14 protein-coding genes are annotated in these 13,031 nt (G+C 71.5%); all 14 read right to left on the bottom strand.

What is annotated here, in order from left to right; translation table 11 throughout:
- Nucleotides 1–6: 6 nt before the first annotated feature.
- Entirely contained in the window at nucleotides 7–1,092 is a 1,086-nt protein-coding gene (gene hypE / locus ACWPOB_RS08960; RefSeq protein WP_100058374.1) for a hydrogenase expression/formation protein HypE, read from the bottom strand.
- On the bottom strand, nucleotides 1,089–1,769 hold the full coding sequence (locus tag ACWPOB_RS08955; protein ID WP_455400591.1) for a D-sedoheptulose-7-phosphate isomerase: 681 nt from the start codon (nucleotides 1,767–1,769) through the stop codon (nucleotides 1,089–1,091). Before ACWPOB_RS08955 ends, hypE begins: the two co-directional genes overlap by 4 nt.
- Nucleotides 1,766–2,506, bottom strand: coding sequence for a HypC/HybG/HupF family hydrogenase formation chaperone (locus ACWPOB_RS08950; protein WP_455400590.1), 741 nt, complete (start codon nucleotides 2,504–2,506; stop codon nucleotides 1,766–1,768). The genes ACWPOB_RS08955 and ACWPOB_RS08950 overlap by 4 nt, the downstream gene beginning before the upstream one ends.
- Entirely contained in the window at nucleotides 2,503–4,845 is a 2,343-nt protein-coding gene (gene hypF, locus ACWPOB_RS08945) for a carbamoyltransferase HypF (protein WP_455400589.1), read from the bottom strand. The genes ACWPOB_RS08950 and hypF overlap by 4 nt, the downstream gene beginning before the upstream one ends.
- A complete protein-coding gene (locus tag ACWPOB_RS08940) occupies nucleotides 4,842–5,099 on the bottom strand; it encodes a HypC/HybG/HupF family hydrogenase formation chaperone (RefSeq protein ID WP_455400588.1) in 258 nt (85 codons plus the stop codon). The genes hypF and ACWPOB_RS08940 overlap by 4 nt, the downstream gene beginning before the upstream one ends.
- Nucleotides 5,100–5,102: 3 nt before the next feature.
- Nucleotides 5,103–5,600: a hydrogenase maturation protease gene (locus ACWPOB_RS08935; RefSeq protein ID WP_455400587.1), complete on the bottom strand. Its 498-nt coding sequence runs from the start codon at nucleotides 5,598–5,600 to the stop codon at nucleotides 5,103–5,105.
- A gap of 1 nt (nucleotide 5,601) precedes the next feature.
- Nucleotides 5,602–5,721 (bottom strand): DUF6893 family small protein, encoded by a 120-nt coding sequence (locus tag ACWPOB_RS08930; protein ID WP_003935321.1) that lies wholly within the window; start codon nucleotides 5,719–5,721, stop codon nucleotides 5,602–5,604.
- Nucleotides 5,718–7,094 carry a hypothetical protein gene (locus ACWPOB_RS08925; RefSeq protein WP_455400586.1) on the bottom strand — a complete coding sequence of 459 codons (1,377 nt, stop codon included), beginning with the start codon at nucleotides 7,092–7,094 and terminating at the stop codon, nucleotides 5,718–5,720. The genes ACWPOB_RS08930 and ACWPOB_RS08925 overlap by 4 nt, the downstream gene beginning before the upstream one ends.
- Nucleotides 7,091–7,762 carry a DUF6084 family protein gene (locus ACWPOB_RS08920; protein WP_029547184.1) on the bottom strand — a complete coding sequence of 224 codons (672 nt, stop codon included), beginning with the start codon at nucleotides 7,760–7,762 and terminating at the stop codon, nucleotides 7,091–7,093. The genes ACWPOB_RS08925 and ACWPOB_RS08920 overlap by 4 nt, the downstream gene beginning before the upstream one ends.
- Nucleotides 7,759–8,385 carry a DUF5947 family protein gene (locus ACWPOB_RS08915; protein WP_455400585.1) on the bottom strand — a complete coding sequence of 209 codons (627 nt, stop codon included), beginning with the start codon at nucleotides 8,383–8,385 and terminating at the stop codon, nucleotides 7,759–7,761. Before ACWPOB_RS08915 ends, ACWPOB_RS08920 begins: the two co-directional genes overlap by 4 nt.
- On the bottom strand, nucleotides 8,385–9,257 hold the full coding sequence (locus tag ACWPOB_RS08910) for a NifU family protein (protein ID WP_455400584.1): 873 nt from the start codon (nucleotides 9,255–9,257) through the stop codon (nucleotides 8,385–8,387). The genes ACWPOB_RS08915 and ACWPOB_RS08910 overlap by 1 nt, the downstream gene beginning before the upstream one ends.
- Nucleotides 9,258–9,260: 3 nt before the next feature.
- Nucleotides 9,261–11,045, bottom strand: coding sequence for a nickel-dependent hydrogenase large subunit (locus ACWPOB_RS08905; protein ID WP_003935326.1), 1,785 nt, complete (start codon nucleotides 11,043–11,045; stop codon nucleotides 9,261–9,263).
- Between the two features lie 24 nt (nucleotides 11,046–11,069).
- Nucleotides 11,070–12,125 carry an NADH-quinone oxidoreductase subunit B family protein gene (locus ACWPOB_RS08900; RefSeq protein WP_029547180.1) on the bottom strand — a complete coding sequence of 352 codons (1,056 nt, stop codon included), beginning with the start codon at nucleotides 12,123–12,125 and terminating at the stop codon, nucleotides 11,070–11,072.
- A 111-nt stretch (nucleotides 12,126–12,236) separates the two neighbouring features.
- The gene (hypB, locus tag ACWPOB_RS08895) at nucleotides 12,237–13,028 is read right to left on the bottom strand and encodes a hydrogenase nickel incorporation protein HypB (RefSeq protein WP_100055088.1); all 792 of its coding nucleotides are present in this window, start codon (nucleotides 13,026–13,028) and stop codon (nucleotides 12,237–12,239) included.
- Nucleotides 13,029–13,031 lie beyond the last annotated feature (3 nt).

The following is a 13,031-nucleotide window of genomic DNA, read 5'->3' as shown; positions in this document are numbered from 1 at the left end:
CTCACTTCAGCAGATCCGGGGCAGCGGATCGCCCACGAGCATGTCCACGATCCGGCTGCCCCCGAACGCGGTACGCAACGCGACGATGCCCTCCGGTTCGGCCAGGATCTCCCCGATCTCCGCGGCGTCGCCGCCGCCGGGGCACGCTCGCAGTGCGGCGAGGGCGGCGTCCGCCTCGTCCGGGGCGACGACCGCGACGAACTTGCCCTCGTTGGCGACGTACAGCGGGTCGATGCCGAGCATGTCGCACGCCCCGGTCACCGTCGGCCGGATCGGCAGCGCGGCCTCGTCGAGCACCACCGCCAGGCCGGTGGCCTGCGCCAGCTCGTTGCAGACGGTGCCGACGCCACCGCGGGTGGGGTCGCGCATCCACCGGGTCGACGGCGCGGCCGCGAGCAGGGCCGCCACCATCTCGTGCACCGGCGCCGTGTCGGAGGCGATGTCCGCTTCGATCGCCAGGTCGCCGCGGGCCAGCAGCACCGCCATGCCGTGATCGCCGAGCGTCCCGGAGATCAGCACCCGGTCGCCGGGACGCACCAGGTCGGCCCCGAGGCGGCGCCCGGCGGGTACCAGGCCGACCCCGGCGGTGCTGATGTAGAGACCGTCGGCGGCGCCCCGGCCCACCACCTTGGTGTCACCGGTGACGATCTCGACCCCGGACCGGGTGGCGGCCGCAGCCATGTCGGCGACGATCTCGCGCAGCCGCGCGATCTCGAAGCCCTCCTCGATGACGAACGCCGCGGACAGCCACCGCGGCCGCGCGCCCGACACGGCGAGGTCGTTGACCGTGCCGTGGACGGCCAGGTGCCCGATCGAGCCGCCCGGAAACGACAGCGGCTTCACGACGAACGAGTCCGTCGAGAACGACAGTCTCTCCCCGGACGCGAGGCGCACGGTGGCGGCGTCGCCGAGTTGCTCGAGTTCGGTGTTGCGGAAGGCGTCGACGAACACCGAATCCACCAGTGCCGCGGAGGCCTTGCCCCCGGCGCCGTGCGAGAGCGAGATCACCGTGTCGCGCAGGCGCGGCCGGCGCCGCCGGAACGCCTCGATCCGTTCGAGGACCCGGTCCTCGCGTTCGGCCGATGTGCTCACCGTCCACCTCCCGTCGCCGATTCCGCGCGCGCCAGGTGTTCCTGCGCGGCCGACCACAGCCGGTACCCGATCAGGGCATGGCTCTCCTGGATCCGGTGGATGCTCTGCGAGCGGATCGTGAAGCAGAAGTCGAGATCGTCGGTGGCGGCCATCCGGCCGCCGTCGTGCCCGGCGAATCCGATGGTGAGCAGTCCCCGCCGCCGCGCCTCCGCCAGCGCCGTCATCAGGTCGTCGGAGTTGCCGGACGTGGACAGCGCGATCGCGACGTCGTCGCCGTGCGCGTGGGCGATGATCTGCCGCGAGAAGATCAGCTCGAACCCGACGTCGTTGCCGAGCGCCGTCACCACCGCCTGGTCCGCGGCGAGCGACCAGGCCGGCACCGGCCGTCCCCGGGCCGGCCGGCTGAACAGCGTCGCCAGGGTCGCCGCGTCGGTGGAGCTGCCGCCGTTGCCGAAGGTGTAGAGCCGGCCGCCGCGAGCGAAGCGCTCGGCCATGCGCTGCCCCGCCGCGACGAGGTCCTCGCCCCATTCGTCCAGCGAAGCCCGTTGCAGACGCGCGCTGTCGGCCGCCTTGCCGCGGGCCGATTCCGCAAGGTCGCGCAACAGGGCGGTGGCGTCGTGCTCCTGCGCGTCGATGAACGGGTACAGGAAGTCGGTGTCGTCCGGTTCGGTACTCACAGCCGTCCCCCCGCGTCGAGTTCCCGCGCGTCGAGTCTGGTGAGGGCGACGCCGCCGTGCACCAGCACCAGGTCGCCGGGCGCGACGTCGCCGAGGAGGGAGACGTCGACCCGCTCCCGGCCGGCCGCGGTCCGCACCGGCGCGGCGCCGGTGTCGTCGGCCGGCCACACCACCTCGCCGAGCCGGCCCTCGTCGCTGCAGGTCACGCACACCTCGTCGGTGCAGCCCGGGTCGGTGAGCAGGCCGGGATGCTCGAAGCACACGTGCGTCAGTTCCCACAGCAGGTGGTACAGCAGCACGAACCGCCCGGTGGCGGGCACCATCGGATCGTCCGAGTCCACCCACAGCACGTGGGTGGCTGCGCCGGGCGCGGGCCGCGGACCCGAGCCGATCCAGATCGTGTCGGTGCCCCACGCGGGTGCGCGCCGGGCGATCTCGCGCACGGCCGGCTGATCGGCGGAGGCGACCGCCAGGATGACGTCGCCGGGGCGGGCGGCGACCCGGCACTGGGCGACCGGGTCCGGCTCCACGAGCGACACCGATGGCAACGCCCGCTTACCCATGATCACGGGGTGCACGAACTCGACCGCCACGTGATGGGCGTGCGGCTCCCACTGCGGGGACACCACCCACAGGGTCGCCCCGGCATGGAACCGGCGGGCCAGGCTCAGCGCCGTCGTGGCGAGGTCGGCGGCGAGTTCCGCGCCGATCGGCTCGGTGTCGTGTGTCGATGTCATCGCGCTCGTCCCGTCCCGGCAGGGTCCACGGCCCGGCTGCGTGCGAACGCGGCACCGAGCGCAGCCTGCCCCAGCGACAGGCCACCGTCGTTCGGTGGCACCCGCCTGTGTGTCAGCACCTCGAACCCTCTGTCCTGCAGCATAGTTCGCACCATGCCCAGCAGGAGCCGATTCTGGAACACGCCGCCCGTCAAGCCGATGGTGCGCACCTCCGCCGCATCGGCGATCCGGGCCGCCAGCCGCACTGTTGCCGATGCCAGCGCACGGTGGAATCCCGCCGCGAGGTCCGCGGCGGGGACCCCGAGCCGGACGCCGGCGACGAGGCAGGCCAGCGTGCCGGCCCAATCCAGCTCGTCCCCGCGCAGCGACGAATGCACCGGCGCGGCATCCGTGGCGGTACGCGCCAGCACCTCGAGTTCGATCGCGGCCTGCGCCTCGTAGCTGATCCGGTGCCGCACCCCCAGCACGGAGGCCACCGCGTCGAACAGCCGGCCGGCGCTGGTGGTGCGCACGCAGCCGACGCCCGACGCCAGCTGCGAGTCCACCAGGGCGCGTTCGGCGGCACCGAGCGCGCTCACGCACGGCAGGTCCTCGATCTCCTCGATGCCGGCCTCCCGCAGCATGGCCAGCGCGACCCGGGCCGGGGTGCGCACGGCGACGTCGCCGCCGGGCAGCGGGAACGAACGCAGGTGCCCGGCACGCCGGGCGTCGCGGGGATCCGTTCCCACCAGCAGCAGCTCCCCGCCCCAGACGGTGCGGTCGCAGCCGTATCCGGTGCCGTCGAACGCGATCCCCAGCACGGGGGTACCGAGCCGGTGATGCTCGGCGAGCAGGGATGCGACGTGCGCGTGGTGGTGTTGCACTGCGTGCAGCTCGACGTCGTGGTCCTCGCAGTAGCGTTCGGCCCACTCCCGGGTCGCGTAGCCGGGATGCGCGTCGGCCACCACCACCTCGGGGGTGACGCGGTGCAGGGCGGTCAGCTGCGCGACCGACGCCTCGAAGGCGCGCCGGCTCTCCACCGTGCCCATGTCCCCGAGATGCGCCGAACAGAAGGCGTAGTCCTGCCGGGTCAGGCAGAAGGTGTTCTTCACCTCGGCGCCGACAGCGAGGACCACCGGCGCCGCACCGCCGAGCAGCACCGGCATCGGCGCAAATCCCCGGGAGCGCCGCAGCGGCAGTTCCACGCCGTCGGCGACCGCGACCACCGAGTCCTCGCACGGCACCGCGATGTCCCGGTCGTGCATCAGGAACAGATCGGCGATGCCGCCGAGCCGGGCCACGGCATCGTCGTTGCGGAAGGAGAGGGGCTCACCGGACAGGTTTCCCGACGTCGCCACCAGCAGCCGCGGCACGTGGCTCTCGTGCCCGGGCACCGGCGCGAACAGCAGATGGTGCAGCGGCGTGTACGGCAGCATCACCCCGAGCTCGTCGAGTCCGGGGGCGACCGCGTCGGCGACGGCCGCGCCGGGACGGGTCCGCAGCAACACGATCGGCCGGGCCGGCGCGGTGAGCACGGCCTGCTCGGCCGCGGACAGCAGGCACACCGCGGCGACGGCCGCGACATCCGGAGCCATCACGGCGAACGGCTTGTCCGGCCGGTGCTTCCGCTCCCGCAGCCGGTTCACCGCGGTGGGGTTCGCGGCATCGCACACGAGATGGAAGCCGCCGAGTCCCTTGACCGCCACGATGTCCCCGGCGGCGAGCGCCGCCTGCACCGTGGCCAGCACCTCCGCGTCTCCGTCGAGCCGGCGGCCGTCGCGTACGGCGAAGATCCGCGGGCCGCAGTCCGGGCAGCAGATCGGCTGGGCGTGGTAGCGGCGGTCCGTGGGATCGGTGTATTCGTGGGCGCAGCTCGGGCACAGGGGGAACCGGGCCATGGTCGTCGACGGCCGGTCGTACGGCAGGTCGGTGATCACGGTGTAGCGGGGCCCGCAGTGGGTGCAGTTGACGAAGGGATGCCGGTAGCGCCGGTCGGCGGGATCGTTCAGCTCGCGCAGGCAGTCGGCGCACGTCGCCACGTCCGGCGGGATCAGGGTGCGCACCCCGTCCGCGTGGTGACTCTCGACGATGCGGAAGTCGTCCTCGCCGCGCGGCATTCGCGGCGCGGCGGCCACGTCGACGAGCACGGCGAGCGGCGGTGCATCGTCGTGCAGACGGCGGGTGAACTCGTCCAGATCCGCGGCGGCACCCTCGATCTCGAGGAACACCCCGGAGTCGTCGTTGCCGCAGTACCCGCCCAGGCGCAACTCGCGGGCCAGCCCGGCGACGAACGGCCGGAAGCCGACGCCCTGCACCACGCCACGCACCACCAGGCGCCGTCGCTCGGCCACGGGGTTCACGGCGCCGCTCCCGGTTCGTCCCGGGGCCGTCCCATCAGTTCGAGCCCTTGCATTGCGCGCCGCGCGCCGGCCTCGTCGACCCGCTCCATCGCGAAGCCCATGTGGATGACGATCCAGTCGCCGGGCGCGAGGTCGGGGTCGTCGAGCATGCCGATGTTCACCTTGCGCTCCTCGCCGGCCACGTCGACGAGGGCGAGCTGCCCGGCGTAGCCGTCGAGCCGCCGGATCACCCGTCCCGGGATGCCGAGGCACACCGCTCAGCCCTCGTCCCCGGCGACCGCGGCTCCCGCCGGCGGCGCCTGCGCACGCAGGCGGCGCACGGTGCGCCGGACGGCATCGACGGCCGGGCCGACGGCCGCGGCGACCGCCGGCGACAGCCCGATGCCCTCCTCGACCGCCGCCACCTGGCAGCCCACCACCACGGTGGGGGGCGCCTGCCCGCCGAGCGCCTCGAGGCTCGCGAACACCGCGGCCGGGTCCATGCCGTGTGCGTCGAGGCCGGCGGGCCCCCGCGTGGCGGTGTCGGCTTCGAAGACCCGCACGGCGCCCGGCTCGCCGGCGCCGGGGACGGCGTCGACGAGCACGAGCGCGTCCCACCCGTCGAGCAGGTCGTAGGCCAGGTGCATGCCGCGGATCCCGTAGTCCACCACCCGGGTTCCGGGTGTGTCGGCCGGGATCCGCCGCACCACCTCGGGGCCGAAGCCGTCGTCGCCGAGGAAGATGTTGCCGATGCCCGCCACCAGGATCCGCACCACGTCACATCCTGCGCATCCGCAGGTACCGCTGGATGTCCGGCAGCGACTGCACCGTCACGACCACACCGCCGATCACCGCGGCGGCCAGTGCCGCGGTGGTCAGCATTCCGATGAATCTCATGGCTCCTCTTTCCTCCCGAGCGGCTCGAGTTCGTCGGGCGCGAAGTACAGGTAGCGCCCGTACCAGTCGTGCAGGTCCGCGGCCGGATCGTCGACGAGGACGACCCCGACGTGGGTCTCGCCGTCCACGTCGGCGTGCACGGTGGCCACGCGCGCCACCCGGTCCCGGAAGAACAGGTCCTGCGCGTCGGCCCGGCGCGACGGGTGCAGCCGCACCAGGCTGCCCTGCGCGACCCGGATCCCGCCGATCAGCACCCCGTCCGTCTCGGGTCGGACGCTGGTGTCCGCCTCGGGGGTCCACCAGTCGACGCCGTCGGGCAGTTCGGGAATCAGCCCGCCCTCGCGGTGCGGGTCCCGCAGGATGCCGTGCAGGGCCTGCATCTCGGCGGGGGTCATCGTCTCGCACCGTTCGACGATCTGCGCGGCCCGGGGATCGGTGGCCCGCGCCTCGGCCTTCTCCTCGTCGGTCAGCGTCAGGACCCGCAGGGTGAGGATCTCGTCGATCTCGGTGGCATCGAACAGGTCCCCGCCGCTCTGCTCGGCGACCTGCGGATGGTCGTACAGGATGATCGGGGACACCAGCAGCGTGGCGGCCTCGCCGGGCGTGGCGGGGTCGGCGTCGCCGGCGAGGACCGGGAAGCACCGGGTGTGTGCGCACTCGTCCGCGAGGCCGGCGACGTCGGCGGGCGGCTCGAGCAGCGAGACGAACCGCCCGCCGCGGGCGGCGAGGATCAGATGCGCGCCGATCAGCGACCGTCGCAGCGCGTCGGCGGCGTCCACGGGTGCCTCGCCGGTGTTCTCGACGGTGAGATCCAGGCGCATCGGCGCACCGGTTCCGGTGGACGGACCCCGCTCCACACGGACGACGGCGTGCACCGGCCATCGCGTGCGTACCACCCGGCCGGTGACGGCACCGTCCGCGGCGGTGAGCGGTTCGATGTCCGCACCGCCGGGGACGGCGACCGGAACCGTACGCGGGACGGCGAGTTCGGTGACCGGCAGCGGCCCGAGGGGAATCTCGCATTCCACAGCCTCGTCCCACCCGATCCACGAGCGGCCCGCGACGGTCAGTTCGGCCACGGTGACGTAGTCGTCGCCGTCGCGGCGCTGCACCGTGCGGGTCTGCAGTTGCAGGAACCGCACGACCACGTCGATCGTGGCGTCGGCGCGCAGTGGGCGCAGCACGCACTGCATGGCCAGCGCCGGCTCCTCGCCGATCCCCGCGGCGGCGGCGCCGGGCGGGCCGAGCACACCGAACTGCCAGCGGGAGTGGTTCTTACGGGAACTCGCCCGGTACGGGTACAACAGGTAGCCCTCGTACAGGACGGCGTCGGCCACCGCCCGCACCCGATCAGCCTGTCCCTGCACGGTCACGACGCCGCCTCCCCCGCGCCGGTCGCCGCGGCCGGCCTCGCCTCGGCCGCGGCGAGCAGTTCGGTGACCGCCGCGTCGAGATCGGTGTGCCCGTGCGCCACCTTGTACCGGGTCAGCGCGGCCAGCGTGTCGTGCCCCATGCGGGCGAACCCGGTGCCGGGGAAGTGGCTGCGGATCATCTCGTGCCACACCGAGACCGGCAGGTCGTAGCGGGCCTCGCGGTCCCACGGCACCGGCTCGACGGCCACCCCGCCACCGCCGCGGCCGAACACCGTCCCGCTGAACAGCAGCAGCAGCGGCACCGCGCCGTCGCCGAGGGCGTGCAGATACCGGGCGGCCGCGACCTCGAAGTCGTACGTGCAGGGCAGCGGCAGTGCCGTCTCGCACTCGCCGGCGAAGCCCGGCACCATCGTCGACGTCTGCAACCACGCGAACGAGGAGAGGGTGCTGCCCCACCGGTCGCGGGTGCCGAACAGGTCTCCCAGGGCGGCCTCGGCGTCCGGACCGTAGCGTCGGCGTGCCGGTTCCAGGCGCACCTGGCAGCGCAGCGCCACGCTGTGCACCGGCGCACCCGTGGTTTCCCGGATTCGGAGGCGCGCCGAGAGGCTCGGGGTGGCGGCATACGGTTCGGGAGCGATGTCGACGACCGTGAAGTCCAGGGCGGTCACGCCTGCCCCCTCGCCGGGGCGGGCCGGCTCCGCCGGGCGACCTCCGCGAAGAAGGCGTCGAGCTCGGCACGGGCATCGGTGCCGCCGTCGAAGCCGCGCCACACCCGTCGCAGCCGGCCGACCAGCGCGTAGCAGGCGTCGATGGGCACCAGATGGCAGTCGGCGGCGCCCCGTCGCGGAACCCGCACGAGCAGCGCCTCCACGTCCGGCAGCGGGGGCACGAGCGACGGGTTGCCGCCGCACAGCGCCTCCCAGGCGTCGAGCGGCAGCTCCGATTCCGTCGCGCCGGCCGGGCCGGGATAGAACGCGACGGTCCGGCCCAGAGACGAATTCCGGAAGAAGAACGCCAGGTTCACCGGGATCTCGAGGCTCGCCCAGGCGCCGGGGGTGAGCGCGAACTCCGGGAAGGACAGGTACCGCTCCGGCACCGCCCGGTAGCGCAGTTCCGCCCCGGGATCGGTGAACAGCAGACAGCAGGCCCGGCACACGCACATCAGCTGGCGTGCCTGCACGTCGACGACGTGCCCGTGCCCGTCGCCGATGCCCACGGCGCACATCTCGCAGCGCTCCCTCGCCGGCCGGGGTGCGGCGATACGCTGCAGGACCTCGAAGGGGGACGGCATCACGCCACCCCTGCGGGTACGGCCACCGACAGCACGCCGTCCCGCACCAGCACCGGCACCGGTTCGAGGTGTTCGTCGCCCGCGTCGAGCCGGACCCCGGCACCGCGCACGTCGAAGTGCGCCGCACAGGTCGGGCACCGCAGCACCGCCGCGTCCGCGCCGGCCCCGGCTCGCCGGTGCAGCGCCGCGCCGGCGAACGCGTGGGTGCAGACCGGGCACCGGTCCCGGTAGGCGAGGAGCTCACCGGCGACGCGGCACACCAGAACCGGCAGTCCGGCAACGACGAAGCCGCCGACCTCGCCTTCCGGGATCTCATCGAGTTCGGGCGCCGCACACCATGTTCCACGAACATCGGGATGCACTCGGGTGAACAGCGCCTCCGCGGGAATGAGTCCTTGCCCCGTGGAGCCGGCGGTCTCGACCTCGAGCTCGGTGATCTCCGGCGCCGCCGCCCGCACCGCCTCCTGCACGGCCAGCTCCAGGGTCACCGCCGACGACGGGCATCCGTGGCAGCTGCCGAGCAGACGCAACCGGACCACGTCGTCGCGGATCGCGACCAGCTCGACGTCCCCGCCGTGCGACCCGAGGTACGGGCGCACCCCGTCCAGCGCCGTGCGCACCCGGGTCTCCACGTCGTGCGGGTGCAGCCCGTGGACCAGCAGCAGGCTGGCGACCAGGTCGTCGCGGGCCAGGTCGTCCATCGCGCCGGGATACCGGGCCAGCGTGTCGCAGATTCCGGCGAGTCCCGCCCCGTAGAGTCCCATCACCTCCCGGACCAGGTCCTCGGCCCGTTCGCGCGCCGCCGGCCCGGCCGCAGAGCTCGCGTCCAGCAGTGCCTCGATACGTTCACCCGACTCCCGCCATCGCTCCATCCGTCACTCCCCGGTGACCGACTGGGTCGGCGAGTGCAGCTTCTCGAGGGTCTTCCCGTCTCCGAGATACATGTGCACCCCGCAGGGCAGGCACGGGTCGAAACTGCGCACGGTGCGCATGATGTCGATGCCCTTGAAGTGCTCGCGGTCGTTCTCCTCGAAGATCGGCTGCCCCTGCACCGCATCCTCGTACGGGCCGGGCGTGCCGTAGCTGTCGCGCGGGCTGGCGTTCCACGGTGTCGGCGGATACGGATGGTAGTTGGCGATCTTCCCGTCGCGGATCACCAGATGATGCGAGAGGACGCCGCGCACCGCCTCGGTGAACCCGCAGCCGATGCCCTCGTCGGGGACCTCGAACGGTTCCCAGGTCTTGGTGCGGCCGGCCCGGATCTCCACCAGCGCCTTCTCGGCGAAGTGCAGGGCGCACGCCGCGGCGTAGGCCTGGAAGTAGGTGCGGGCCCGGTTGCGTTCGAGGGTGTTGCTGCCGTGCTGCGGGATCTTCCACTCCAGCGTCACCGGCCCCTTCAGCGCGGTCTTGGGGAGGTTGATCTGCACGCTCGACCCGGTGGACTTGACGTAGCCGATGTCGACGAGCCCGGCCAGCGCCGTCGACCACAACCGGGCCAGCGGCCCGCCTCCGGTGTCGAGGGCCAGGTAGTCGGTGCCGTCGAACCAGCGGGGCGACATCACCCAGCTGTACTTGTCCTCGAGATCGCGTTTCTGTGGTCTCGGATTGGTGTGCTGGTTCCAGGGATGGCGACGGTCCACCGGGTTGCCCAGCGGATCGGTCTTCACGAACATCTCCTGATCCGTCCAGTCCTCGTAGTACGAGGAGCCGAGCAGGATGCGCAGGCCCAGGTTGATGTCCACCAGCGAGGTCGTCACCAGCTTGCCGTCGACGACCACCCCCGGGGTGACGAACATCTTCCGGCCCCAGTCCTCCATGTCCCGGTAGGCGAAGTTGCACGTCTCCGGGTCCTGGAACGAACCCCAGCATCCGAGCAGGGTGCGCCGCAGCCCCACCTTCTCGTACCCCGGCAGCGCCTCGTAGAAGAAGTCGAACAGGTCGTCGTGCATGGGCACGACCTTCTTCATGAACTCGACGTAGCGCATGAGCCGGGTCAGGTAGTCGGTCATCAGCTGGATCGTGGCGACCGTGCCGACACCGCCCGGGTACAGGGTGGACGGGTGCACGTGGCGACCCTCCATGAGACAGAACATCTCCCGGGTCGAGCGGCTCACGTGCAGTGCCTCGCGGTAGAACTCGCCGGTGAACGGATTGAGCGAGCGCATGATGTCCGCGATCGTGCGGTAGCCGTGCTGGTCCTCCCGGGGGGCACGGGTGTTCTCGGCCTTCGCCAGCACCCCCGGATTGGTCTCGGAGACCATCTTCTCGCAATAGTCGACCCCCACCAGGTTCTCCTGGAAGATGTTGTGGTCGAACATGTATTCCGCGGCCTCACCGAGATTGACGATCCACTCGCCGAGGTGCGGCGGCCTGGCGCCGTACGCCATGTTCTGTGCATAGCAGGAACAGGTGGCGTGGTTGTCCCCGCAGATGCCGCAGATGCGGCTGGTGATGAAATGCGCGTCGCGCGGGTCCTTGCCCTTCATGAACAGCGAGTAGCCGCGGAAGATCGACGAGGTGCTGTGGCATTCGGCCACTTCGCGGTTCGCGAAGTCGATCTTCGTGTAGATACCCAGACTGCCCACGATTCTGGTGATCGGATCCCACGCCATCTCCACCAGGTTGCTGCCGGCGGCGGGATCGGGGACGGTGGCTGTCATCGGGCTGCCTCTCTCGGGGCGGGACTACCAGGTACGGGTCGCGCCGGTGGTGAGTTCCGTGCCGGGCGTACGCCAGGACGGCTCCTTGTCCAATGTGCTCTTCGTCAGGCTCCGCAGCTGCCGCACGGCCGAGCCGTACACGCCGACCGCCCGCGTCGAGAGCTTCCCCCCGGGCGGCTCGTCCATGAACGGCATGAACTTGTCCGGGAAGCCGGGCATCGTGCAGCCGATGCAGATACCCCCGACGTTGGGGCATCCGCCGATTCCGTTCATCCAACCCCGTTTGGGGACATTGCATTTGACAACCGGCCCCCAGCAGCCGATCTTCACGATGCACTTCGGGGAGCCGTACTCCGTGGCGAAGTCGCCCTGCTCGTAGTACCCGGCGCGATCGCAGCCCTCGTGCACGGTGATGCCGAACAGCCACTGCGGCCGCAGCGCCTCGTCCAGCGGGATCATCGGCGCCTGATTCGTCGCCTGGTACAGCAGGTAGGTCAGCGTCTCGGACAGGTTGTCCGGCTGGATGGGGCATCCCGGCACGCACACGATCGGGATACCCGCCTTCGACTTCCATTCCCAGCCCAGGTAGTCGGGCACGCCCATCGCGCCGGTCGGGTTACCGGCCATGGCGTGAATGCCGCCGTACGTGGCGCAGGTGCCCGCCGCGACGATCGCCGTGGCCTTCGGCGCCAGCCGGTCGAGCCACTCGCTGGTGGTGATCGGTTGTCCGGTCTCTTCGTTGTTGCCGAAGCCGGACCAGTACCCCTCGTCGTGCAGCTTCTCGTTGGGGATCGAACCCTCGACCACCAGCACGAACGGCTCGAGCTCGCCGCGGTCCGCCTTGCGGAACCATTCGAGGAAGTCGTCCGCACCACCCTGGGGGCCGCATTCGAAATCGATCAGCGGCCAATGCACCGCGACCTTCGGCAGCCCCGGCAGCGCGCCGAGTGCAATCTCTTCCACACTGGGTTGCGTGGCGGCGGTGAGAGCCACGGAATCGCCGTCGCAACTGAGCCCGGCGTTGATCCACAACACGTGGATCAAGGCCTCTTCGGCCGCCTGGGCCTCGGGTGTGGGCATGCCGACCACCTTCCGGAGCGCCCCACGCTCCTACGCCGCAGGAGTCGACCCTCGGCCCACTTGCGCGGCGCTTTCTCTATTAACGCCCTGTTCCGGAGGGATGTCAACGAATCATGATCGTCCCGACCGGCGGTCGGCGATCCAGCGGTACCACGCCTGCATGCCCTCCCCCGTGGTGGCCGACACCGCGAGCACCTCCACGCCGGGGTTGACCGATCCGGCGTGGCGGACACAGGTTTCGAGTTCGAAGTCGACGTACGGCAGCAGGTCGACCTTGTTGACGACGACGAGATCGGCGACCGCGAAGATGTGCGGATACTTGAGCGGTTTGTCCGTTCCCTCCGGCGTCGAGATGAGCACCACCTTGGCCTGCTCCCCCAGATCGAAGAGGGCCGGGCACACCAGATTCCCCACGTTCTCCACGAACAACAGCGTTCCCGGAGCCGGATCCAGGGCGGTGAGCGCGTCGTGCATCATCTGCGCGTCGAGATGGCATCCGGCACCGGTATTGACCTGCACCGCGGCACATCCCGTCGAGCGGATGCGCTCGGCATCGAGCAGGGTCTCCTGGTCGCCCTCGATCACCGCGATCGGCGCAGAGCCGGACAGCTCACGGATCGTTCGTTCGAGCAGGGTGGTCTTGCCGGCCCCCGGCGAACTCATCACGTTGATCGCCGTCACGCCGCGACCCGCGAGCCACCCGCGCGTACGCTCGGCGAGCAGGTCGTTCTTCGCGAGCACCTGCTGTTCGAGAGTGACGGTCTCGGTCTGTACCGGCGCACTGTCGTACTCGTGGTCGTGCTCGTGGCCGTGGCCGTGGCCGTGCTCGTGGGGAAGGTCGTGCGCGTGCGGCACCGTGATCCGCGGCCCCGCCTCGTCGTCACAGCCACAGGTGGCACACATCGC

The sequence above is a fragment of the Rhodococcus sp. 2H158 genome (assembly GCF_053764755.1).
Note: the sequence above shows the minus strand (reverse complement) of the source record. Positions and strands in the feature narration are given on the sequence as shown.